This is a genomic window from Psychrobacter sp. Pi2-51 (assembly GCF_904846665.1).
Classification (GTDB): domain Bacteria; phylum Pseudomonadota; class Gammaproteobacteria; order Pseudomonadales; family Moraxellaceae; genus Psychrobacter; species Psychrobacter glaciei.
This window is the reverse complement of sequence record NZ_CAJHBP010000016.1, coordinates 30206-54467: the sequence shown is the minus strand read 5'-3', so window position 1 is coordinate 54467 and position 24262 is coordinate 30206. Positions and strand designations below refer to the sequence as shown.

The 24262-nt window shown below is 44.3% G+C and carries 22 protein-coding genes and 1 other RNA gene; 13 read left to right on the top strand and 10 right to left on the bottom strand.

Annotated elements, in window-relative coordinates:
* Window positions 1-105: 105 nt before the first annotated feature.
* Both rsmD and mrdA read right to left on the bottom strand, forming a co-directional pair.
* Window positions 106-798 carry a 16S rRNA (guanine(966)-N(2))-methyltransferase RsmD gene (rsmD, locus tag JMY08_RS09575; protein ID WP_201593061.1) on the bottom strand — a complete coding sequence of 231 codons (693 nt, stop codon included), beginning with the start codon at window positions 796-798 and terminating at the stop codon, window positions 106-108.
* Window positions 799-826: 28 nt separating this feature from the next.
* Window positions 827-2806, bottom strand: coding sequence for a penicillin-binding protein 2 (gene mrdA / locus JMY08_RS09570; protein WP_201593059.1), 1980 nt, complete (start codon window positions 2804-2806; stop codon window positions 827-829).
* A 477-nt stretch (window positions 2807-3283) separates the two neighbouring features.
* Between mrdA and JMY08_RS09565 the strand changes: the two genes are divergently transcribed.
* The 6 genes from JMY08_RS09565 to adk all read left to right on the top strand — a co-directional run bounded on the left by JMY08_RS09565 (window position 3284) and on the right by adk (window position 10584).
* Complete coding sequence (locus JMY08_RS09565) at window positions 3284-4618, top strand: membrane protein (protein ID WP_010199226.1); 1335 nt, start codon at window positions 3284-3286, stop codon at window positions 4616-4618.
* Window positions 4619-5133: 515 nt separating this feature from the next.
* Window positions 5134-7164, top strand: a complete 2031-nt coding sequence (locus JMY08_RS09560) for a heme lyase CcmF/NrfE family subunit (RefSeq protein WP_010199227.1) — start codon at window positions 5134-5136, stop codon at window positions 7162-7164.
* A gap of 1 nt (window position 7165) precedes the next feature.
* Window positions 7166-7804: a DsbE family thiol:disulfide interchange protein gene (locus JMY08_RS09555; protein WP_010199230.1), complete on the top strand. Its 639-nt coding sequence runs from the start codon at window positions 7166-7168 to the stop codon at window positions 7802-7804.
* Between the two features lie 35 nt (window positions 7805-7839).
* On the top strand, window positions 7840-8421 hold the full coding sequence (locus JMY08_RS09550; RefSeq protein ID WP_413786696.1) for a cytochrome c-type biogenesis protein: 582 nt from the start codon (window positions 7840-7842) through the stop codon (window positions 8419-8421).
* Window positions 8418-9698, top strand: coding sequence for a c-type cytochrome biogenesis protein CcmI (ccmI, locus tag JMY08_RS09545; RefSeq protein ID WP_201593057.1), 1281 nt, complete (start codon window positions 8418-8420; stop codon window positions 9696-9698). The genes JMY08_RS09550 and ccmI overlap by 4 nt, the downstream gene beginning before the upstream one ends.
* A gap of 217 nt (window positions 9699-9915) precedes the next feature.
* Window positions 9916-10584 carry an adenylate kinase gene (gene adk / locus JMY08_RS09540; RefSeq protein ID WP_201593056.1) on the top strand — a complete coding sequence of 223 codons (669 nt, stop codon included), beginning with the start codon at window positions 9916-9918 and terminating at the stop codon, window positions 10582-10584.
* 202 nt (window positions 10585-10786) lie between these two features.
* Here adk and secB read toward each other — a convergent pair whose 3' ends face one another.
* From secB to rsgA, 4 genes are all read right to left on the bottom strand, one after another.
* On the bottom strand, window positions 10787-11239 hold the full coding sequence (gene secB, locus JMY08_RS09535) for a protein-export chaperone SecB (RefSeq protein ID WP_010199239.1): 453 nt from the start codon (window positions 11237-11239) through the stop codon (window positions 10787-10789).
* 215 nt (window positions 11240-11454) lie between these two features.
* Window positions 11455-11718, bottom strand: coding sequence for a glutaredoxin 3 (gene grxC, locus JMY08_RS09530; protein ID WP_010199242.1), 264 nt, complete (start codon window positions 11716-11718; stop codon window positions 11455-11457).
* A 302-nt stretch (window positions 11719-12020) separates the two neighbouring features.
* A complete protein-coding gene (locus JMY08_RS09525; protein ID WP_010199245.1) occupies window positions 12021-12476 on the bottom strand; it encodes a rhodanese-like domain-containing protein in 456 nt (151 codons plus the stop codon).
* Between the two features lie 141 nt (window positions 12477-12617).
* Complete coding sequence (gene rsgA / locus JMY08_RS09520; RefSeq protein ID WP_189584224.1) at window positions 12618-13721, bottom strand: ribosome small subunit-dependent GTPase A; 1104 nt, start codon at window positions 13719-13721, stop codon at window positions 12618-12620.
* 228 nt (window positions 13722-13949) lie between these two features.
* Here rsgA and orn point away from each other — a divergent pair, with 228 nt between their 5' ends.
* Window positions 13950-14537 carry an oligoribonuclease gene (gene orn, locus JMY08_RS09515; RefSeq protein WP_037033272.1) on the top strand — a complete coding sequence of 196 codons (588 nt, stop codon included), beginning with the start codon at window positions 13950-13952 and terminating at the stop codon, window positions 14535-14537.
* A gap of 100 nt (window positions 14538-14637) precedes the next feature.
* Here orn and JMY08_RS09510 read toward each other — a convergent pair whose 3' ends face one another.
* Both JMY08_RS09510 and JMY08_RS09505 read right to left on the bottom strand, forming a co-directional pair.
* A complete protein-coding gene (locus JMY08_RS09510; protein WP_201593055.1) occupies window positions 14638-15480 on the bottom strand; it encodes a UDP-2,3-diacylglucosamine diphosphatase in 843 nt (280 codons plus the stop codon).
* A gap of 87 nt (window positions 15481-15567) precedes the next feature.
* A complete protein-coding gene (locus JMY08_RS09505; RefSeq protein ID WP_010199251.1) occupies window positions 15568-16083 on the bottom strand; it encodes a peptidylprolyl isomerase in 516 nt (171 codons plus the stop codon).
* A gap of 368 nt (window positions 16084-16451) precedes the next feature.
* Between JMY08_RS09505 and JMY08_RS09500 the strand changes: the two genes are divergently transcribed.
* The 5 genes from JMY08_RS09500 to JMY08_RS09480 all read left to right on the top strand — a co-directional run bounded on the left by JMY08_RS09500 (window position 16452) and on the right by JMY08_RS09480 (window position 22146).
* A complete protein-coding gene (locus tag JMY08_RS09500) occupies window positions 16452-18191 on the top strand; it encodes a glutamine--tRNA ligase/YqeY domain fusion protein (RefSeq protein ID WP_201593054.1) in 1740 nt (579 codons plus the stop codon).
* A gap of 146 nt (window positions 18192-18337) precedes the next feature.
* Window positions 18338-19084 (top strand): phospholipase D family protein, encoded by a 747-nt coding sequence (locus JMY08_RS09495; RefSeq protein WP_201593053.1) that lies wholly within the window; start codon window positions 18338-18340, stop codon window positions 19082-19084.
* 246 nt (window positions 19085-19330) lie between these two features.
* The gene (locus JMY08_RS09490) at window positions 19331-19969 is read left to right on the top strand and encodes a peroxiredoxin (RefSeq protein ID WP_010199256.1); all 639 of its coding nucleotides are present in this window, start codon (window positions 19331-19333) and stop codon (window positions 19967-19969) included.
* 230 nt (window positions 19970-20199) lie between these two features.
* Window positions 20200-20862 (top strand): glutathione S-transferase family protein, encoded by a 663-nt coding sequence (locus tag JMY08_RS09485; RefSeq protein ID WP_201593052.1) that lies wholly within the window; start codon window positions 20200-20202, stop codon window positions 20860-20862.
* A 369-nt stretch (window positions 20863-21231) separates the two neighbouring features.
* Window positions 21232-22146, top strand: a complete 915-nt coding sequence (locus tag JMY08_RS09480) for an META domain-containing protein (RefSeq protein WP_201593051.1) — start codon at window positions 21232-21234, stop codon at window positions 22144-22146.
* A 129-nt stretch (window positions 22147-22275) separates the two neighbouring features.
* Here the strand turns inward: JMY08_RS09480 and ruvC are convergent, their stop codons facing one another.
* The gene (gene ruvC / locus JMY08_RS09475) at window positions 22276-22860 is read right to left on the bottom strand and encodes a crossover junction endodeoxyribonuclease RuvC (protein ID WP_010199263.1); all 585 of its coding nucleotides are present in this window, start codon (window positions 22858-22860) and stop codon (window positions 22276-22278) included.
* Between the two features lie 259 nt (window positions 22861-23119).
* On the opposite strand from ruvC, the gene JMY08_RS09470 reads away from it, so the two are divergent.
* The gene (locus JMY08_RS09470; RefSeq protein WP_201593050.1) at window positions 23120-23743 is read left to right on the top strand and encodes an FxsA family protein; all 624 of its coding nucleotides are present in this window, start codon (window positions 23120-23122) and stop codon (window positions 23741-23743) included.
* A gap of 140 nt (window positions 23744-23883) precedes the next feature.
* On the opposite strand, the gene ssrS is transcribed toward JMY08_RS09470, so the two are convergent.
* Window positions 23884-24079: non-coding RNA, 6S RNA (ssrS, locus tag JMY08_RS09465), on the bottom strand.
* Between the last annotated feature and the right edge of the window lie 183 nt (window positions 24080-24262).

Below are 24262 nucleotides of genomic sequence, written 5' to 3'. Positions count from 1 at the left end.
TGGGGTTTATTTTCGCCTTATATACATTAAACTGCAGCGTTGGCCAGTTTTTTAGCGGTTTTAAACATTTTTAAAATTTATTAACGGCTTTCATTAACCCGACAATTATGACGATGATAGGCGAAAAAGTCCAGCAACAACTTGTCCAACTTTGGTTTGTTTCAAGCATTCAAAGTTAATTGGTTGCTGAATAACAGATGGCTGAGTCACCATACTATTATTAATAGTCTCTTCTAACTGCTCCAATTGTGTCGCTAAGTCTCTGTCCGCTTCTAAATAAATAAGCGTCTCGGTGTTGATTAATGCTTGGGTAATAAGCGTCGCTAGAATAGGCTGCCATAAATCCTCAGCATAAGGGGGATCGATAAATACGATATCGAAAGGGCGCGGGACGATATGACTTTGCATCAATACTTGCTCTGCTGTGCCATTGATAATTTGATAGGTGTCAGCATTGAGCCGCAACTGCTCAGCACTTTGGCCTAGCATTTGACTTTGCCCACGATTCATCTCAATAAAGGTGCAGTGTGCTGCGCCACGAGACAGCGCTTCAAAGCCTAAGACGCCGCTACCAGCACAGCTATCAAGCACGTATGCACCATGGATGTCGGCAAGTAGCCAATTGAATAGTGTCTCCCGCAGGCGATCTGGTGTTGGGCGCAGACCTTCAGCATCAATGAAACTGACGCTGCGACGTTTAAATTGCCCACCGATAATACGTACCTGACCGGCCGTCGATGATTTTTCCTGATGAGATGTTTTCCGTTTGGCATTACGCGATGCTGCTGTTTTTTTCATGGCCACTATTCTTTTTCTGTATTGGTTTTTATTCGGTCGCTGTCGTGGTTTCTGCTTGTGCGGCTGCTTGTTCTGCTAGTGCCTCTTCTTTATCGCGCAGGGTGTCACGCATGATTTTTTCAAAGGCTTTTTGACGTTTGATGACTTTTAGCTCATCAGCAGAGGGTGGCAGAATAGGATCGTTTTTGCGTTGTAATACCCAATAATCAAACAGCGCGCGACCAATAGGTGCTGCCACGGCACTACCGCCGCCGCCGTTTTCGACCAACACGGCAAGGGCGATTTGTGGGTCTTCTACTGGTGCAAAACCATTGAACCACGCATGATCCCAGTGGCGTTTGTCTATCGCAGACTTATCATAACGTTTGCCTTGAGCGATGGATTTTACCTGTGCTGTGCCAGTCTTGCCCGCGATACGATAGCGCGGGGTATAGATACCGCGTCCCGTGCCATCTTTAACCACACTTTCCATCGCATCATGCATACGCAGCCAATCAGAGGGTTTGCCGTTATAGTCAATTTTGCCATCGGGTTTGGTGATGACATTGACCGCTGCTGCACCATCGCTGCTTTTTAATAGATGCGGGGTGATGTGATAGCCTTTGTTCGCAGTCATCGCTGTCGCATTAGCGATCTGTAGCGGCGTTGCCAAGAAATACCCTTGACCGATACTGACTGAGATGGTTTCACCAGGTAACCAGCCTTTATCGTAAGTGTCTTTTTTCCACTTAGGTGAAGGCATAATGCCTGACTTTTCATTGGGCAAGTCAATGCCTGTCTCTTCGCCAAAGCCAAAGCGTACCATCCAATCATGCAGACGCTGAATGCCCATCTCATAGGCCAGTTTATAATAGTAGGTATCAACCGACATCACGATGGATTTTTTGAGATCGACCGTGCCGTGACCACCGCGTTTCCAATCGCGAAAACGGTGTGAGTCTCCAGGCAGGCTGAAATAACCGGGATCATAGATGGTGGTGTCCCAATTGCGTAAGCCGTAATGAATTCCGCCTAGGCCTTCAAAGGGTTTAATGGTAGAGCCGGGCGGGTAGGTGCCTTGTAGCGCTCGGTTGTAGAGCGGCTGGTCTAGGTCTTCTCGCAGAGAGCCATAGTCTTTAAACGAGATGCCAGAGATAAAAGGGTTGGGATCGTAGCTTGGATTACTCACGAAGGCTAACACGTCACCGTTTTGGGGGTCTATCGCCACAATAGCACCACGACGACCATCGAGCTGCTGCTGAGCGATGGTTTGTAAACCATAGTCCAAGCTCAAGGTAATGTCATTCCCTGCAATCGGTGGCTTGGTGTCTAGTTGGCGGATGATGTTGCCGTGGGCGTCTGTTTCTACCGATTGGTAGCCCGGTTGCCCAAGTAAGATATCTTCATAAAAATCTTCGATGCCGATTTTGCCAATCAGATCTGTACCCGCATAGCGATCTTTGTCAATGCGCTTGGTTTCTTTATCATTGATACGACCGACATAACCAATGACATGAGCAAACAGCTCGTCATAAGGATACGAGCGTGTCAGCTTACTCTGGATGGTTACGCCACGAAAGAAAGGTTTGCGCTCACTGAACTGAGCCAATTGCGCCTCGGTTAAGTCGATTTTAACGGTTACCGGATCGTTTTTGCTTTTGCTCAGACGTGCCAAAATATCCGTGATGTCTTTATCAGTAAGCTCAAAAATAGGCGCGAGCAAATTTAAAGTGCGTTCTGGGTTTTCTACTTCATCAGGGCTTAGCATGGCAGTAAACACGGGCTGATTGTCTGCCAAAATCACGCCATTACGATCATAAATATAACCACGGCTTGGCGGCGCAGATATTAGCTTAATGCGATTATTGTCTGCCTGTGTGGTGTATTTATCATGAGCATAAACTTGCAAATAACCATAGCGTATTAGCAAACCACTCAGACCCAAAAATATTAGTAGCCCAAAGATAATAATTCGGTGCGCAAAAATACGGTTGACCTGTTCGGCGTCGGAAGCTAGCGGTTTATTCATAGAAAATCAGTACTCAGGCGGTCAGAGAAGCATTGGAAATGGAATAAAAGGGCAGGGAAGTAAGCCAAAACGCGATGAATATAAAAGAGAAGATAAAGGATTTCAATCACATACAGTATTATGAGTAAGCATTGGATTGCAAGCGGTGGTATGCTAGGTTTCGCTGCAAATTAAGCACAAATTATAACAGAACAAACGCGAGGGCGCAGTACTCAGCCATTTATTTTGTTGTCATAATACGCCAGACAAGCGATAGACCATATTAATATTTTTTCTACCATCAGAATCACATAAAATATGTCACCTTTAGTCACAACTTGCTTCTGGTCTACATGTGCTAATAAACGGCAAGTATGCTAAAATCAGGCGATTTATTTTATAGTAGTTATTTGGGCGGAACGTCTTTTTAAGCGTTCTCAACTTGCTAAGCGTATTTCATTAGCAACGACAACCATCACGTCAGGGACACAGAAAGTCATGGACGCAACTTCATTGTGGCAGACGATAGCTGAGCACCCAGAGTTTTTTGCCATGCTGACCATTCCACCAGTGACGGCATTCGTCACTTGGATACACGTATGGATGGCGCTCAAAATGCTGTTTTATCCGGTCAAGTTTTGGGGTATTCGTATTCCGAACTTTCCATTTTTTGGTCTACCGGGTATCGGTTGGCAAGGTATCGTTCCGCGAAAAGCGGGCAAGATATCTGGGGTGATTGTAGATCAGACGCTCTCCAAATTGGGTTCGCTTAATGAGTTTTTTAAGGCGATGGAACCTGAGCAGATGGCAGTATTCATCACTGATACGGTGGATAAAAACCTTGAGCCACTGATTGATGAGATTATGCTGGATCACTCGCCAGCACTATGGGGCAATTTGCCTTATGCGTTAAAGCGTCGCGTCTATGCTCAAGCGCACAAAGAGCTGCCCAGTATCATGCAGTCGCTCGTGACGGATTTGACTTATCATGTCGAAGACTTGGTCGATATGCGTAAAATGATCGTTAATACGATGGAAAATGATCGGCGCTTAATGGTCGATATGTTTTTGAAGGTAGGCCAAAAAGAGATTAACTTTATTTGGCATATCAGTGCGTTGATTGGACTGGTTTTCGGTATTATCCAAATGTTTATATTTTTGGTGGTGCCGCAGCATTGGACGGTGCCTTTCTTTGCCGCTATTTGGGGATTTCTCACCAACTGGATTGCCATTTGGATGGTGTTTAATCCAGTGCAGCCACACTTTATCCCTTACGTGAAGTTTTTTGCGCTGCAAAGTCGCTTCCCGTTTATTAGGCCGCAGTTGCCGCATATTGGTCAGTATCGTTTTCAGGGTGGTTTCATGAAACGGCAAGAGGAAGTCTCTGAAGTTTTTGCTGAGATTGTGGTAAAGGATTTGGTCACGCTTGAGAACATCATGAATGAAATGATGTATGGGGATCGTGCTGTGCAAACGCGTGAACTTATGAAGTCGCACCTATATGAAGTGCTAGAATCTCCTGTCATTAGCACAACCTTGCGCGTAGGGCTTGGTCGCCGTGAGTATGGACAGTTAAAAAACACTATCATTGACAAATCTATCGTTGCTACTATGGTGCCACTGCGAGATCCTGAGCTGAATGAAAGCCGCGCTAGTAAGATATTTGGGCTGTTTCGGGATCGTATTCGTGCGCTATCGCCAGATGAGTTTCAGAATTTATTACGTCCAGCGTTTCGTGAAGATGAGATGACACTTATCGTATTGGGCGGATTGACTGGATTTTTGGCAGGTTGGTTGCATTTGGTATTGGTGTTTTTCCCAGCGATGCAGTAGTAGAGCAATGAGTCAAAACTTTTAAAAGCTGTCTAAAAGAATATAGTTAACAACATTAGGGCGTGTTGAAGACTCACAGAGCATTCATAAATAGTCACTGCTATTGCCAGTGCTATGGTTGAGTGCTCGACACGCCCTAGGGCGTGTCATCAATTAGCACATGGATACATTTAGTGGTCTTAAAATGGCTAAATTTTGCCAAACATCGTCAGAAATCTTGTCAATATGTTCATATTTACGGCAATTTCTTCCTTGTTTGGCTGCAATTTTCCTCATTTTAAGCCTCACAATCTAAATGATGACACACCCTAGTTTAAGCCAGCTTCTTTGTATTAATAATTCGTATTAATACATCACGATAATAGTAGCGGGTTTTATGGGCTTCTATAGCCACTAAAACCTCAGTTTTCAACCGTAAACCATGACCAAATAAAGGATTATTTAGTGTTTGCCAGTGGCTAACCATGCCATCGGTGAACCTTTAATTGTATCCAAGGTAAACAAGGTTAGACCGTATGTTAATCACAGAATTGGGTTATTTTGCCTTGCTGATCGCTTTTATGTTGGCGATTTTGCAAGTAGTATTACCAACCATTGGCGTTATGCGTGATCACGTTGCTTGGCAGCGTTTGGCGCCAAGTTTGGCGTGGGCACAGTTTGCCGCAATGATTATCTCATTTGGCGCTTTAATGGCAGGCTTTTATTATAATGATTTTAGCCTAGTCTATGTCAGCCAGCACTCTAATACTTTATTGCCTTGGTACTATAAGCTATCAGCGACATGGGGCGGGCATGAAGGGTCATTGTTACTTTGGATGACCATCATGGCCACTTGGTGTGCCTTGGTCTCTTACTTTAGCCGCGGTCTGCCGCTATCTATGCGCGCGCGCGTACTGGTGATTTTGGCTGGCGTACAGATGATGATGCTGGCGATGCTGATTTTTACCTCATCGCCGTTTGATCGTACCCTGCCGAATTTGCCTGTTGACGGTGCCGATTTAAACCCGGTTCTACAAGATTTCGGTCTGATTATTCACCCGCCTATGCTGTATATGGGTTATGTGGGTATGGTGGTGCCATTTGCGTTTTGTATGGCTGCACTGTGGGAAGGGCGTTTGGATGCCGTTTGGACACGTTGGTCGCGTCCATGGGCACTGGCTGCTTGGGGTTTCTTAACTATTGGTATCGCGCTGGGCTCTTGGTGGGCTTATTATGAGCTTGGCTGGGGTGGTTGGTGGTTCTGGGATCCGGTAGAGAACGCCTCACTGATGCCATGGCTTGCTGGTCTTGCTTTATTACATTCGCTAGCAGTCACAGAAAAGCGCGGTGTCTTTAAGGCTTGGACGATTATGCTGGCAATTTTTGCCTTTGCCCTCAGTCTGCTCGGTACTTTCTTAGTTCGCTCTGGGGTCATTACGTCGGTACATTCGTTCGCAGCCGATCCAACTCGCGGTCTGGTTATTTTGGTTATTTTGGGTGTTATCGTTGGCGGTGGTTTACTGATGTTTGCTATCCGCGGCTGGAGCTTGACGGTTGAGAGTCAGTACCAGCTCATCTCGCGTGAGTCATTCTTAGTTATTAATAACGTCATCATTTTGATTTCGACCTTGGTGGTGCTGCTTGGCACGCTATATCCTATCATTGCTGATGCTTTTAATTTGGGTCAAGTGTCCGTTGGTCCTCCTTACTTCAATGCGCTATTTGTGCCTTTAACGTGGTTGTTGTTGATTGCAATGGGTATGGGCTCCAATATCCGTTGGAAAAAAGACAAGCGTCCATTACTAGGCGTTGGTATGGTCATTGCGGTTAGTAGTCTGGTGCTTGCGGCCATTATTACCTACTTTGTCCATCCTTCTTCTATGCTCAATATTGGCGTTACTTTGGCGGTTAGCTTTTGGGTATTGTTCTGGATGGTGGTCGACTTCAAAGACAAAACCAAAAATGCACCGAGCCTTTTAAAAGGCTTAAGTCAATTACGTTTGAGCTACTGGGGTCAGCAAACGGCACACATTGGCGTCTTAATAGCGGTTATCGGTATTGCTTTTACTAGCAGTCTGAGCATCGAGCGAGATGTGGCGCTGGGACCAAACGATAGCGTCCACGTGCAAGGCTATGACTTTACCGTAAAAGGCTTTAGCGAAGTCAAAGGCAGTAACTTTGATGCGACACAAGCCGAGGTATTAGTAAGCAAAGACGGTCAAGATGTGACTACCTTGTACCCTGAAAAGCGTAACTATATCATTAGTATGATGCCGATGACTGAAGCGGCGATTGATGCCAGCCTCATGCGTGATGTCTATGTGGCACTTGGCGAACCGATTGCTAAAGACAGCAACCAATGGGCGGTACGCATCTATGTGAAGCCGTTGATTCGTTGGATATGGCTTGGTGCTATTATTATGGCTCTAGGTGGGTTGCTAAGTATGTTAGATAAGCGCTATCGAATTAAAAAGCCTAAGACTGTCAGCCAAAATGTGATTAATGCTGCAGGTTTTGCGACAGTAGCAGATGTAGAAGTACCAGCAGCAAAGATGGGGGACAAATAGTATGACTAGGTCAAATAATACCTCTAATCAGAACGGCAACAAGACCATAAATAAAAAGCAGTTAAAGATATGGTTTGTCATTCCGCTCATCGTCTTTGCAGGCTTCGTGGTTATGCTCTACATGCGCTTAGGTCAGCCGACTGAGATCGTGACCAATACCGCGCTTGAGCGTCCAGTACCTGCTTTTGAGCTGCCATTGTTATCCGATACTAGCCGTATTATGACCAATGACAATCTGCCTGATCAACCGTTTTTGCTGAATATTTGGGGCTCTTGGTGTCCCACTTGTATTATCGAGCATCCTTTTTTAATGCAGTTAGAAGAGCGCGGTGTCAATTTGGTTGGCGTCAATTATAAAGATGAAATTGGTGATGCCCTCAGCTACCTCAACCGTGGTGGTGATCCTTTCTCGATGTCTATTCAGGATTTATCGGGACAGTTTGCTTTAGACTTAGGTTTGACGGGTGCGCCTGAGACTTTCATTGTCGATGGTGAAGGAGTGATTCGTCAGCATATCATCGGTGAGATTAATGAGAGCAATTGGCAAAGTCGTATCACGCCTTGTCTCATGGTACTCAACGAAGCCAATAAGCGTAATGTCAGTCCTGACGCTACTCAGGTCAAGGAGGCGTGCAAATGATGACGATGTCTATAACGACTATGCTTATAAAGCACATGAAGACTCTGAGCACGACATTCGCCAGCTTTATATCTGCCTGTTTGTTAAGTATAAGTCTTGCTATGGGCGTAAGCATGACCGCTTATGCCGCCATTGACGTTTACGACTTTGACTCTATTCAACAAGAAGCCCAGTATCGTGGTCTCATCGAAGAGCTGCGCTGTCCCAAATGCCAAAATCAAAACCTTGCAGGTTCTGATGCGCCAATTGCCCAAGACCTAAAGCAAAAAACCTACGATATGGTCAAAGATGGTCGTAGTGATACCGAAATTCGCAGTTATATGCAGGAGCGCTATGGTGACTTTATTAGCTATAAGCCACCTGTCCGTCCTTCGACGTGGATACTATGGTTTTTCCCGCCTTTATTACTAGTGTTTTTAATTGTTGGTTGGTTTTGGCAGAGTAAGCGCCATCAGCGTATTGCCAGTGGTCAAAGTGGAGTGACGATGGACAGTAGCGCGGCTGCGTTGACGGCAGCAGAACAAGCTGAACTTGATCGCCTGTTATCACGCGCCGATAGCAATAATAGCGTCAATAGAACGGATCATGACACCACCAGCCTCGAGGACAAAAAATGACCCTATTTTCTACCGTTGGCTTATTCATTGCTCTAAGCTTATTTATCGCTTTGATCCTTGGTGTTATCGCCATCATGCCGTGGTTAAGAGCCTCACGCACACCAGATAAACCCGTGGACAATCAGCTACTCGATATCAATATCGCTGTCTTTCGGGCGCGCCTAGCAGAGCTAAAATCGGATAAGGATGCTGGCACGATTGACGATAGCCATTATCAAACCCAAAAGCTTGAGCTTGAACGTCAGCTTTTAGATGCACAGCGCGTTGTAGCACCGATGGTCGTACCGGGTATCAAAAGCCGATTGATTATTATAGTTTGGGTGCCGGTCTTGGCGGTCATGGCATATCTGATGATCGGTGATCGCACGCCTGTTTTTGAGTTGTGGGCTGCCGAGGATAAAGTCGGTCAAGTTGCTGATGATTTACTCACAGGTAAGATTGACCAGCCGCCAGCATGGGCCATTGAAGATGGGCAGCAGCTGATTAGCGCTATGCAAACCAATGTCTATCGCCACGCTGATGACTACAATCGCTGGATGCGCTTATCAGAGTTGTTCTTATCGTTAGAGGCGACGGACTCGGCACTAGAAGCATTGTCGCGCGCCTATCGATTGTCGCCAGATAACGAAGAGATTGCGACGACGTACGCACAGATTAGCTTCTTTGCCAATAAAGGGCAGTTGGATGATAATAGTCGTCGTGTTTTGGAGGCGGTTTTAGCCAAAAATCCACAGCATGAGGGTGCGCAAATGCTCATGGCAATGGGTGAGGCACGCAGTAGTAACTTTGATCAAGCACAAGGCTGGATTAAGCGTTTGCGCGCTAGTATTGCGGCCAAGCCTGGGGATCATACACAAGCGCTGGCCAGTTTGGACGAGTTGAGTGCTAATGTGACGACTCAGCAACAACAAGCCTCTGAAGGTATCGACGTCACAATAACGATCAACGCCAGTTTGTTACCGCTGGTCAAAGGCGATGATGTTTTGTTTGTAGCGATACGCGATGTCAAAGGTGGTCCGCCGTTTGCTGCTAAGCGTTTGCCAATTAGCGTGATTAAGCAAGGTGAGGTCAATATCAGTCTAAGCGATCTTGATGCCATGATGCCGACACGAACGCTAAAATCTGCCCGTGCGGACAAAATACAGTTGGCCGTCATTGCCCGTATTAGCCATAGCGGCAATGCCAGTGCAGAGTCAGGTGATTTATCGGGTAATCCTGTGGTGATTAGCGCTGAGCAAAATCAGGTCAACGTTGATATCAATCAACAGGTTCCTTGATATAATTCCCTCACACCATCAGTTTTTAATACCACTGCTGTTGCCCGTCGGAGTCACGCGCAATAGCATTATATGAACAGATAAGTCATGGCAACTTATCACAGTAATAATGAAAATACTTGAGCTTTGCAAAGCCACAAGGTAAGGTAGCTTTGCAATCAACCAATCCCTGATTTTTATTTGTCCCAAAATCCCATTTATTAAGGAGAGTCGTGTAATGATGCGTATTATTTTGCTAGGTCCACCAGGCGCCGGTAAAGGTACCCAAGCCCAGTTTATCTCTAAAGAATATGATATTCCGCAGATCTCAACGGGTGATATGCTGCGTGCAGCAATCAAAGAAGGTAGCGAGCTTGGCAAACAAGCCAAAGACATTATGAATGCTGGTGGTTTGGTTTCTGACGATCTCATCATCAACCTAGTGAAAGAACGTATCGCTAAGCCTGATTGCGCGAATGGTTGTATCTTGGATGGTTTTCCACGTACGATTCCACAGGCGCAAGCACTTGCTGATGCAGACGTTGCGATTGATCATGTGATTGAAATCAGTGTGCCTGATGATGAAATCGTCAATCGCCTATCTGGTCGTCGCCAGCATCCAGGCTCAGGTCGCGTTTATCATGTGGATCATAATCCACCGAAGCAAGAAGGCCTTGATGATGTGACTGGCGAAGCGCTTATCCAGCGTGAAGACGATGAAGAGTCTACCATTCGCGACCGTCTGTCTACTTATCATGAGCAAACATCAGCGCTCGTTGGTTTTTATCAAGATAAAGTCAAAGAAGGCGGCGATGTTGGTAATGCAGCGCCTAACTATGACAAGTTTGATGGTACCCAAGGCATCGATGAGGTTAAGCAACAAATTTTGTCTGCACTAAAGGGCTAGCTATCGATTGTAAATGATAGATGTAGTCAGTAAAAACCCTGTTCATTAGCAGGGTTTTTTTATGTCCAAAAATTGATAGTGATAAAACTGCCTTAACATTATGGAAACCAATCCATAAAAAAAGCCGCTCACTCATTATGAGTAAACGGCTTTTTTATCAAAATATATGACTTATAAAGTCAGTACACTTCTGATTTAAAACTTATGCGTTACCTTCAGCATCCACTTGCGCTTGTTGCTGGCTTTGCGCGTAAGCTTGATCAAAGTTAACAGGTGCTAGCAATAACTGCGGGAAGCTACCACGCGTCACGATGTCGCTGATGACTTCGCGAGCGTATGGGAATAGCACGTTAGGGCAGTATGCACCTAAAATTTGACCGATTTGATCTTCTGGAATATCTTTTAATAAGAAAATACCGGCTTGATGAACTTCAGCGATAAACGCCGCTTCATCTGCGTTTTTAGCCGTGACGCTTACCGTCAAAATCACTTGATAATGATCGTCGTCAAGTTTTTCAGCGTTACTTGATAAGTTGATATCCAGCTCAGGGTTCCACTCTTTGGTGAATACGCCAGCGCCTGGTACTTCAAGTGACATGTCTTTGACATAAATGCGTTCTAGTGCCAATTGTGGTTGTGCTTGTTCTTCAGCCATGATAATTCCTCTAAAAGTTAATCAAATGAGTGGGCAAATAATAATTGTAATATAAATCGAGACTATGTTTCGATATTATTTCGAAGTTATTTAGACATTATCTCGATATTTTTTTACCAATTTTTTATTCTTGCCGTTGTTGATCTTCGAATATCAAATCTTTACAAACGCAAAGATAGCACAGGTAAAGAGTGACAGTCAGCAAAGTTAACAGATTAACCTGCTAATAGCTCGTCAAGTTTGCCCTGTTGGTTCATTTGATTGAGCTCATCAAAACCACCAACGAAAGTCTCACCGACGAAAATTTGTGGTACGGTGCGATAGTTATTGGTTTTTTGCATCAAAGCACGGCGCTCATCGCTGCTCATGTCATGCATGCCGATTTCTTCATAGTCAACGCCTTTAGATTTTAGCAGTTGTTTGGCGTTTGAGCAGTAAGGGCAGATAGGAGTGGTGTAAACTTTAACAGATACAGTCATGGTAAATCCTTATTTATCAGTTTATGCGGCAACAGTTTTATTATAAACACTCATGTTATAAAAAATATTATAATCCGTCACCAACGAGTAAATTACAAACGTAATTGATTATGCTCATTATAAAGTGGGGATGGGTAGCATAAATTCAAGCTGGCTAAGCCCAAAAGGTGTGACAGTAGCATAAATGCCACACAAAAAAAGACACCCAATGAAGAAGTGTCTTTTTTCTAACTTTGCGCTGCTAGCAGTGAGAACGAGCGTGTAGCCTGAGCAAGCTATTTGATTAAGTAGGTTTACGCAAGCTACTTATGCAAGCTCGGTTTTGCCTTACCTTTATTCTTAGATTTGGCATCTTTTACACCGACCAATGGCATGCCAGCACTTTGCCAACCGCCAACACCGCCTTCTAAGCGGTAAACACTGTCTTTGCCAATCATTTGGATGGCTGCGCCTGCTTGCACGCCCATATCGCAAATGATGATGACTGGATGCTCAATCGCACGAATCTCTTCGATGCGGTCTTTGAGATCAGTAAAAGGTATGTTGCGGCTGCCTTGGATATAACCAGTCTCAAACTTCTTTTTGGCTCGAATATCGATAAGCTGCGCGTTTTGCGAGTTCACCATCATCCCAAGGGTATTGGGTGATATTTTCTTACCGCTACGTTTGTTTTCGATGGCAAAGAACAGTACGGCAAGTACGGCTAATATGCCAAATAAAAACGGGTGGTTACCCACAAATTCTAGCGCACGATCCAAAACATACCTCCAAAAATGAGTGTTCTGTTAAGCTGAGAAGACAGCCTAACGATATTGAACAAGGCGCTATTATACCGATAAGGTCATCTATAGTAAACGTGTGATGCTCAACCTAACGTTTAACAGTTAATAAGGCAACGGTTAATAAGGTTTGGTGTCAGCTTCTTCTCTTAGCGTCACCAAATTTTCAACGCGGCGTTGCAGCACTTCACCGTCAGCAACGGCTTGCCATAACGCGCAGCCTTTGCTGTTGTGAGTGTGGCGACAATCACGGAATTGGCAGTCACCTGACAGTGGTGCAAGCTCAACGAAGCCCGAGATGATATCATCCGGCGTCAAATGCCAAATACCATATTCGCGAATACCCGGCGTATCAACGATACCGCCTTGGGTTAAATCATCAGGGTTGAAAGGTAACAGACGGCTGGTGGTGGTGGTATGTTGACCAAGCTTTGAGTTCTCAGAGATGATATTGACGATCTGCCCAGAGTCTGGCAATAGCGCATTAATTAAACTGCTTTTACCAACGCCCGATTGCCCGGCAAAAATAACCAGCTTTTTATCGATGTAGCGCTTAAGCTCATCCAGTCCTTCTTGCTCATCGCTATCTGCGACGTTTTCTGGGCAATCAACTGAGGTCAATACGCTCTCATAACCAAGGGCAGCATACTGTGCCAACAGCTCACTGGTATCGACGCCGTTTTCTGCTGCTAGTAAATCGGCTTTATTCAGCACCAATAGCGGCTTTACACCAGCATGATGACAGACGACCAAATAGCGATCGATTAAGGTTGGCGCAGCAGCAGGCAACGGCGCAAACACAATGGCGAGAATATCGACATTGGCAGCAACGGGCTTGAGCTTATGATAGCGATCAGGGCGTGAGACGAGAGACGTGCGCGGCTTGACTGATTCGATACGTCCAAAGCCCGTATTAGAATCGGCGCTCCAGCGTACTTGGTCACCAGCGGCCAGCATCGGCAAGTTGGTACGTACATGACAGCGCCAAATATCACCCAATTCAAGCGTTTGCCAAAACGGCTCAGGATCATCAGGGGCAACTTCTGGCTGCGCTGGGATGACCGCTGGCAAGCTGGTGACTTGTACTTCTAATTGCTTACCATAGTGCGCCATGACCACGCCATCCATCAAACTCTCATCGATGCTGTCTTGACTGATCAGCTGTTGTTTGTCGATGCGCCGAATCTGTTGTTTGGTCAGCTTGCGTTGCCGGATTAATGCCATGAGAGTGTGACCTATTAAAAAAATATTGCTAAGTGTAGCGTGAAAATTTGCTAACATACAGCCTAAAGCGCCTGTGCCAGACAGTGGTTTTGTAATGTTTAAGTTTTTTTGGACGTTATGAACCACCAAGCGCACAGCAATGTCATCTGCGCGTTGCCAGCTGGCGATGATTTACGTAAGTAACACTGCGCCAAAGTTGTTCCAAACTTTTTGACCATAGGACAAAATATGAGTACCGATGACCATCCCAATAAGATTAAAATCAGAAACCAAGGCAAAAAAGGGCTGGTATGGATTGACCTAGAAATGACCGGACTTGATACCATCAACGATGAGATTATCGAGATTGCTACCGTGGTGACGGATGAGGATCTCAATGTCCTTGCTGAAGGACCTGTATTCGCTATAAAAGTGTCTGACCGTATTTTAAACGGCATGGATGATTGGAATACCAAGCAGCATGGGCAGTCAGGGTTGGTGGATCGTGTGCGCCGTAGTACCGTGACATTGGCAGAAGCTGAAGCTGAGACGATTAAGTTCCTCAATAAATGGGTCGATAGCGGCAAGTCACCTATGTGTGGCAACTCCATCTGTCAAGATCGCCGCTTTATGGCGCGCCAAATGCCAGAGCTTGAGCGATTCTTCCATTATCGCAACCTCGATGTGTCATCGATTAAAGAGCTGTGTTTCCGCTGGCGTCCTGATATTCTCAGAAACTTTGAAAAAGGTGGCAGTCATTTAGCATTGGATGATATTCGCGATTCTATTCGTGAGCTGAAACATTATCGTCAGCATTTCTTTAAACTCATGCCTTAGGATAATGGCTAGCAGAATGTGAAAGGGTATAAAAAAGGGTCTGTTACTTATGCAACAGACCCTTTTTCTTTTAAATGAAAGGTACTTAATGAGGCGCACCCTACACTAAATAGCTAAACTCAACCAAGCTAAACTCAGCATTATTATGCTCTAAGTGTTCTTCAGATATAACCGCACCAATCACCGCCACAACTTTGGATTGGCGTTTTTCTTCATCGAGCAAGCGCCAGTCGCCAAGGACATAACGTATCTTATCATTCTCCCTTTGATGAATGGCAGGACGATGAGTATGTCCATGTAATAGCGCATCATTGTTATTCACTGCGGCTGCCACAGCTTTGTCATTAACATCCATAATATGCGCGGCTTTATTGGCATTGTTCTTTTGACTTTTTTTACGTATGTTATCGGCGATAGCCAGACGTTTTTTTAGCGGTTTGTTCAGCAAATACCATTGGGTCATAGGATTGCGCATTACTTTGCGAAAAAACTGATACTTTTTATCATCAGTACACAAGGCATCGCCATGCTCTAAGCGGTAGTCTTGTTGACCGACTTTTAAGGCGTAAGGCTCAAAAATAAGCTCGCCACCGAATATATTACAAAAAGGCTGCCCCAATAGAAAATCACGGTTGCCATGCATGACTAAAATCTCGCAGCCAGCTACCCGTAGTTTTTTCAACTTAATGATAAGTGGGGTAAGCCAATGACTTTGTCGCTCCTCTTCTGATAAGGACAAATACACATCATCGCCTAGCCAAACTTCGAACCAATCGCCCAAAATGAATAGTCGCTTAAGCGCAGGCAAGGCAAGGCAATCATCCAATAGCGCCAAAAAAGCCTGCACTAAGGCAGGCTCTTCAGGCGATAAATGCAAATCGCTAATCAATACTTGCCGCACCTCATGAGGGCGGGTGGTAATTAGGTGGTCAAAACTTTGCATTTATCCTTATCCTCGTGACTTGTCATAAGCTTCTATCAATAATGCTTATATCTTAACTATCACTTAATAACCATTACTTAATAACTATTACTGAGTAATGATGGTCGCTGAGTTGATAACGACTGGCTCTTTTGGTACGTCAGCATGCATGCCGAAACGACCAGTAGGAACGCCGCGCATTTTTTCGATCACATCCATACCGCTTGTTACTTTACCAAATACAGTGTAGCCCCAACCCTGCATGTTTTTGCCAGAGTGGTTTAGGAAATCGTTGTCTTTTACGTTAACGAAAAACTGACTGGTTGCTGAATGCGGATCTTGGGTACGTGCCATCGCAATCGTACCAGCATCATTTTTTAGACCATTGTCTGCTTCGTTTTCAACTGGGGCATTGGTTGCTTTTTCATTCATTTCAGCGTCCATTCCGCCGCCTTGAATCATAAAACCATCAATGATGCGATGAAAAATCGTGCCGTCATAATGACCAGATTTTACATAGTTTAAAAAGTTTTCTACGGTTTTTGGCGCTTTTTCTTCATTGAGTTCGATAACGATCGCACCCATATTGGTTTCAAGCTCTACTACTGGTGGCATGTCTACCATAAGATATTCCTTTTTGATTGCAGCGCCTAAAATGACGCTGTTAAGTGGTGGATAAAAAGTTGGTGGTTAAAAGTTATGGCTAGTCTAACGGCTTTTTTATCCCGTGTCATGTATCTGGCTGTTAATGCGTTTGCAAAAGCTGATAGAATAACGCAACTTTCCATTTTTAATGATTTTTGAACGCTGATTTTAACAGCGCCAATTTTAACAATTGGGTTTATGATCATCCATTTTTAGTAGCTTAGTTTTAGTAAATTAGTTTTAATAGTCCGATTTTAATAGTCCTGTTTTAATAGTTTGGTTTAAGTTTTCATGAGGCGTGATGGCACGCTGCATGAATGGACAATTTGCGTTAGGAGCAATGCCCGATGAGTGAGCACTCAAGCAACAATGCACAAAAAGATGAACAAAAAAACGACTTTATTCGTAATATCATTCGTGACGATGTCAATGCGCAAAAATACCAGCAGATTGTGACCCGTTTTCCGCCTGAGCCAAATGGCTACTTGCATTTGGGTCACGTAAAATCCATTTGTCTAAACTTTGGCGTCGCTAAAGAGTTTGGTGGTATCTGTCATTTGCGCTATGACGACACCAACCCAACGGCCGAAAAGCAAGATTACATCGATAATATCAAAAACGATGTGCAATGGTTGGGCTTTGACTGGGCAGGCGAGGCACTGCATGCTTCTAGCTACTTCGACCAGCTATATGTCTGGGCGGTGCAATTGATCGAGCAGGGCGATGCATACGTTGACCTACAGACCCCTGAGCAAATCAAAGAAAATCGCGGCTCATTCAATGAGGCAGGCAAGCCGTCACCACAGCGTGATGCTAGCGTCGCAGACAATTCAGCATTGTTTGAAGACATGAAAAACGGCAAATATGCAGACGGTACTGCCGTATTACGTGCCAAAATTGACATGACTGATGCCAATATGAATATGCGCGACCCAATTATCTACCGTGTGATGCATCAAGAACATCATCAGACCGGTGATAAATGGTGCATATATCCTATGTATGATTTTGCCCATCCGTTGTCAGATGCCTTAGAAGGCATTACTCATTCGCTATGTACCCTTGAGTTTGAAGACCATCGTCCGTTTTATGATTGGATTGTCAATAAAATCGGCTTCGAGCAACCGCCGCATCAGTATGAGTTCTCACGCCTCAATGTTGACCATACGTTGACCAGTAAGCGCAAGCTCAAGCAATTGGTCGATGAAGCTATCGTCGATGGCTGGGATGATCCACGCATGCCAACCGTCGCTGGTATGCGTCGTCGCGGCTATACGCCTGAAGGCTTGCGTGATTTCTGTGATCGCGTTGGTGTCTCTAAAGCAGATGGTGTGACCGATATGCGTTTGCTAGAATTTAGTATTCGTCAGTCGTTAGACAATACGACAGCACGCGGTATGGCGGTGCTTAAGCCATTGAAAGTGACCATTACTAACTTCAGCGATGCGGTCAGTCAGTGGAAAATGCTAAAAGCGGACAGCGTCAATGCGCGCTTTGACGCTGAGGCACAAACCTTATGGTTGACGCAGCCAAACCATCCCAATATCGATATGGGCGAGCGTGAGATTCCGTTTACCGAGACCCTTTATATCGATAAAGGCGATTACGAGATTGAACCGCCAGCAGGCTATAAGCGTCTATCACCTGAAAAGCCAGAAATTCGTTTGCGTAATACTTATGTATTGGCCGTGACCGAGCATATTACCGATGATAGCGGCAACGTCGTGGAGCTAAAAGCGACGATTGATCCGACGACCTTGGGTCAAAATCCTGAAGGCCGCAAGGTTAAAGGCGTGATTCATTGGGTATCGGCGAGCCAAGGGATTCCAGCCACCGTGCGTTTATACGAGCCGCTATTCAGTGTCGAAGATCCGAGTAATGTCAGTGATGTCCATCAAGCATTGAACCCTAACTCATTGACTAAACTTAATGCTGTGGTTGAGCCATCATTGGTCAATGCTGATGCTGGCACGCGCTTCCAGTTTGAGCGTGAAGGCTACTTTATCTCTGATAGCGAAGAGCACAGTAGTGACCAGCCCGTGTTTAATCAAATTGTCAGCTTGCGTGACAGTTATAAACCAGCTTAATCTGTGTCAGTCGTAACCTTATCGATAGCATTTTAATCTAATAATCAACAATAGTAGTTTGCAATGTTGCCCATTTCTAGTACGCTAGGGATGGGTTTTTTTGTGACTACGCAAAAATTTTGATAATAGATGTTGGGGGCATTAGAATGGCAAAGTTTTTAAATAGCAGTGGGACGACTTATCATTTAGAAGAGCTGATTAAAAACGCGTCTGACAGATTGATTATTATCAGCCCCTATTTAAAACTCAATGAGCGCATCAAAGAGCTATTAGAGGATCGTAACCGTCTTAAAATCGATATTCGCATTGTCTATGGCAAAAATGACTTGCACCCTGAAGAGATTAATTGGCTGAAAAATCTCACTTTTATCCGTACCAGCTTTTGCAAAAACTTGCATGCCAAATGCTACCTCAACGAAAATGAATGCATCATTACCAGTCTGAATCTCTATGAATTTAGCCAAGTCAATAATAATGAAATGGGCGTGCTGATTTACCGTAACGAAGACGCCAAGCTTTATGCCGACACTTATGAGGAAGCCCAGCGCATTATTCGTATCAGTGATGAAGTCCGCATGTCCCTCGAAAAAGTAAGCGAATCTGATAATAGGACTGACTCTAACGCTAAAACAGCAAGCGCTACTGTTCAAGCGCCGGCTATCACCACTACAGAAGCGGCAACGCCTAATTACTCCAAACTTACTACGGCGAAGCTGGCGAAAGAGTTGGGCTTGAAGACGCAAGAATTAAATGACAAACTCCTTGCCGCAGGCTATCTAGTAGAGCAAGAAGGCGAGTTGGTATTGACGGATATTGGACGTACGGCTGGAGGTACTAGCAAACGCGGTAAATTTGGCGAGTTTTGTTTGTGGGATTCAGGAATGGTGGTTTAAATAAAAACTCTATCATCTGTTATTTTTTTAAACCCAAATGGTATAACCGCATTACAATCCGTCACAAGACATTGATAATCAGTTTGTTAAGATAAAGTAAGTTTTCCTGACGTGTAGCCAGTCCTTTCTTATAGCGGCGCGCGTCAATGATAATAATAGAGCGCGTGATTTTCTTTATATGCTAATGCTTAAACATTGGCTTTTAGAGACCAGCGCTCATCACTAACAATAGCTAAGGAATTAAGCATGGCACATTTACGTTTAGGTGATAGCGCACCGAATTTTGACGCCACTACGACAGACGGCGACATCAATTTTTATGATTGGGCAGGGGATAGCTGGGTGGTTTTCTTTTCACATCCTGCAGACTATACGCCAGTATGTACGACTGAGCTTGGTCGTACCGCGGCATTAGGCGGCGAGTTTCAAAAGCGCAATGTGAAGCCAATTGCTTTATCAGTTGATGGCTTAGAAGATCATAAAGGCTGGGTTGGCGATATTGAAGAGACTCAAGGGACTGCTGTCAACTTTCCAATCATTGCTGACTCTGAGCGCACCGTGGCCAATCTTTATGACATGATTCATCCCAATGCGGATAATACAGCGACGGTTAGAAGTGTCTTTATTATTGATCCTAACAAAAAAGTACGTTTGACCTTAACGTATCCAGCCAGCTGTGGTCGCAATTTCGACGAGATTATTCGCGTTATTGACGCTATGCAATTGTCGGACAAATATAACGTCGCCACTCCCGTCGACTGGAAAGACGGTGATGATGTCATCATTCCACCAAGCGTAAAAAATGAAGACATTGCTGCCAATTATCCTAAAGGTCATACAGAAATTAAGCCTTATTTGCGCACCACGCCAGCGCCTAACAAATAAAGTGCGCGTTTTTATAATTGCTTAAAAAATAAAAACCCTATAACTTACTGTTATGGGGTTTTTTACTATTCATATCACAAGCAGCGACAAGGTTTTGCTATGATAAAAAAACCAATAGTCACTGCGCTAAGCGAGCAACAATAAACTTCTGTGCTTTGATAATATAACGATAATCATAAAAATTTACCGTTATCGTTCTTTTCGGAAATAATACTTAAAAGGAATTTACCATGAAAAAACTATATATAACCCGTACTGCACCCAACCCTCGTAAAGCTCTTATTTTGCTCGCATCAAAAGGTATTGATGTCGATGATATGGATGACATCGACGTGATAGACATTGATTTTGCTGCTAACGAGCAGATGTCAGAGGCTTTCACTCAAATGAATCCGATGCAGACGGTACCTGTTTTAACGTTAGATGATGGTACGATGCTCAATGATTCGCAGGCGGTTTGTGAGTATCTTGATCGCGTTTATGGTGAGCGCTCAGTGATGGGTAACGATGTCATACAACGCGCGCAAGTGTGCTCTATGCGCCGCATCGCGGAGTTTGAAATACTGTACAACTTGATGCTGGCATTTCAGCACAGTCATCCATTAAAGGCACAACGTGTTGACCAAGTACCAGAATTTGTAGCACCGTCCATTGCGCGCGCTGTAAAAGCCTTAGCATATTTCGAAACAAGCTTAGAAGGTCATGAATATCTAGTCGGGGATCAACTGAGCTTTGCAGACATCGTACTATATCTTGGTTTGGACTTTGGCAAGGCATTAAAAGTAGACCCCAAAGCCCATGGCGCGAATCTTGCGCGGTTTTATGAAAAAATGCATGAGCGTTTTAGTATTAAAAAACTGGCAAAAGCAGAACCTAAAGCGACCAATGAGTAGTGGACAGTAATTAAATCTGATTTTTTCTGTGCAATTAGAACTGGCTACATCGTCAATCGTGCTTTAAGTTTTAGTGGTTTGAAGTGCTAACTATCAACTGTGTAAATAGCTGTATTAAACACCCAAATAGGGATGGTTAACTAGAACTGTTAGCCATCCCTATTTTTTGGAAACTCACTATGTTTATTTATTAAAATATCATTAATAAAATGAAACGTTTCATTACATACGATAATAGGATCGAGGTTATAGTGGTTAAATTGTATCGGATTGCTGCTATTGGTTTTGTTTTATGAATAGCTATAAGAATCCTTATAAGTTAATACAGTCGTAGCAGGCATCAGATAAGCTTAGTAAGAGAGGCGTAGTATGGTAGACATAAAAAGGCAACCAATCACAAAACTACTGTTATTATCCAGCGTATTGGCAGTCAGTCTGACACTAGGTGCTTGTCAAAAAAACGCCCCATCTACGGAGAGCGAAGGGACAGATGCTACGGCAAGTGCAGAGATGAGGGCTACGCTAGCAAACACAGAAGTTGAGCCTGATGCTAATGAGACAGTGGCGGCATCTGAAGTAACTGAGCTCAGCGTCGAACAACAGATGATTGCCAATCTTGCGCGCCATCGTTGGACACTGATGACTGCCAAAGGTGCGAGCGATCAACCATTAGCGCCCCTGATAAATATCAAGGATCAGGTGACGCTGTTATTTAATCAAGGTCAAGATACCTTGAGTTATAGCGTTGGCTGCAATACGATGAGCGCTGCCTATGAATTACAGGCTCAAAGGTTAACGATAGAAGATAGTATGAGCACTAAGATGTCGTGTGGCAATCTTGATAGCGCAGAGAGTCTTTTAAATACGCTCATGCAAGGTAGTAGCGAGTTAACTGTCACTGAAGGTGAGACGCCACTATTGACGCAAGTGACTAATGATTCAATGACTTTGATTTGGACAGGTAGGCTCACTTCACAAGCCAAATATAATAGCAAAGGCGAGACCGTCTTTTGGGCAGTGAGTAGTGAAAAAATCGCTTGTGGCGATGCTGACTCTAGGATGTGTCTGCAAGTCAAGCCTGTCACTTATGATGATCAAGGCCTGAAAACCAGCGAAGGCAAGTGGACAGCATTCAAGGGTGACATTGATGGCTATCAACACGACGGCATGCACGAAGAAGTATTACGCCTACAACGCTATCAGATCGACAATAACGAGAGTGCAGAAGGCGAAGAATATGCTTATGTGTTAGATGCGGTGATTGAGAGTGCCGTCGCAGAGTAGACGACGGGTGAAGCGGTCTTATTATTATAGTTAAATTATTTGAATCATTTAGATGGTTGAAACAAAAAACACGCGCCATTTGATCGCGTGTTTTTTTTATGGTTGTTTGCTGTATTTTGGCTTCTTATCTTATCGTAAATTACCTAAATCTTCTTCCGTCAAACGCCAGCGACCTTTTTTCTTAGACGCACCGCGTCCACGCATGGCGCTATTTAGGAGCAACTTGTTCATTGAATGGCTTGAATGCGCATGACAAATAGCGCAGGCAAGACCATCAGCGGCATCTTGTTGTGGTACGACATCTAAAGACAGTATCCGGCAGACCATCTCTTGTACTTGTTCTTTGGCTGCGGCACCATAACCGCACACAGCTTGCTTGATCTGGCGTGCGGTATATTCTGATACTTCCAAATCCAGTGCCACCATCGCGGCGATGGCTGCGCCTCGTGCTTGCCCCAGTTTAAGCGCAGAATCTGGGTTTTCTGCCATAAATACTTGCTCAATTGCGGTATAAATCGGCTCTTCTGCATATTTTAGATGATGCTGGGTGATACGCGTCAAGCCATTAAAGATGCGCTTTAGGCGTTCAGGCATCTCTTTGGTATCCGTACGAATGGTGCCTGCGTCAATATAGGTTAGCTTATCGCCCGTTTGTTGCACGATACCATAACCCGTCATACGTGAGCCTGGGTCAATCCCGATAATAATTGCCATAGTATTCCGTCTTACTTACATTTTGTTTTATATTCAATCCTATATAAATCGGATACGGTGTCAGACTCGCTCAGCCTACTACTCGTAGTACTTTTACTCATCTTCCTTGTATCCAAATTATATTGCCCCGACTATATGGCTTAAAAATACGCCTTAAGTTTGATAGTATAGCAATCAATCCCCATATACATCATATGTTAGCCATCTTAATTTGTATGGCGCTCAATTTATTGGTTTTTATTTTATAGGACGACACTTTATGGGTCAGATAGTTGGTATTGCCATCGTTTGGTTTATTATCGAGATGCTACTGTGGTATTTAATTGCCCAGTTTATGAGTGGTTGGTGGGTATTCATGTGGTTTATTATCGCCGCAGTTATTGGTATCACCCTTATTCGTAAAGGTATGGCAGCGCTCAATCCGATGGCTCAGCAAATGAAAGCGGGCGGCATGATGAACCCAGCGATGCGCCCACAAGAGTCGACCATGCTTAAAAGTGTGGCCATGGCAGCGGCTGGTATTTTGCTACTTATTCCAGGTGTGCTTAGCGATTTACTCGCGTTATTGGTGGTATTACCACCTGTGCAAAAGAAGCTCAAAGACTTTGCTAATAATTACGTCATGAACAACCAGCAAAAAATGATGGAGATGATGGCCAAACAGATGGGCGGCGGTCAAAACCCATTCGGCGGCGCAGGCGGTATGGGTGGACAAAATCCATTTGGTGGCGCTGGCGGTGGTATTAATGGCCAAAACCCATTCGGTCAACAACAACAAAACCCATTTGGGGATGTGTTCAAGCAGCATACAACCGTTGATGGGACTGCTAAAAACATTCCTAAAGATGTCAAAAAGATTACCAAATCTGCTAATGATGAATAAAAATAGCGAAAAATTGACATAAAAAAAGCCCCTTACGTCATTGACGAAAGGGGCTTTTTGTTGGTTATTATGAATCTCTTATAAACTTATGGGTTACTAATAAACCTAGTGAATATAAATAGAGACATGACTAACCGAATATAACAACCGAAGTGCCGCCGTAAGATGGTGACCCATGAACCGTGAAGTTCAGGGCGGATGCGTCACTGCCTCTGCAGGTTTCCTGATACACCGCAAGCGGTGCAGGCATACACAATGAAGCAATAGGTACCACATCCTGGTAAAGCATTATCGGCTCAGGGAATAAACATCTACTAGCCAACACTTCAGAATAGATTTATCTTAACTAATGGCATAGCTGATTGCAAGCGCGGTTTACAGATTAATACGTCTTTTTAGAAAAGCACAGCAATAATAGCAACCATTTCCATAAAATAAATAGCAGAAAAAAAGGGTCGAAAGCATTGAAATAACAGGATAAACGCGCAGTTTTTCAGCAATTTCAAGATGTATGCTAAT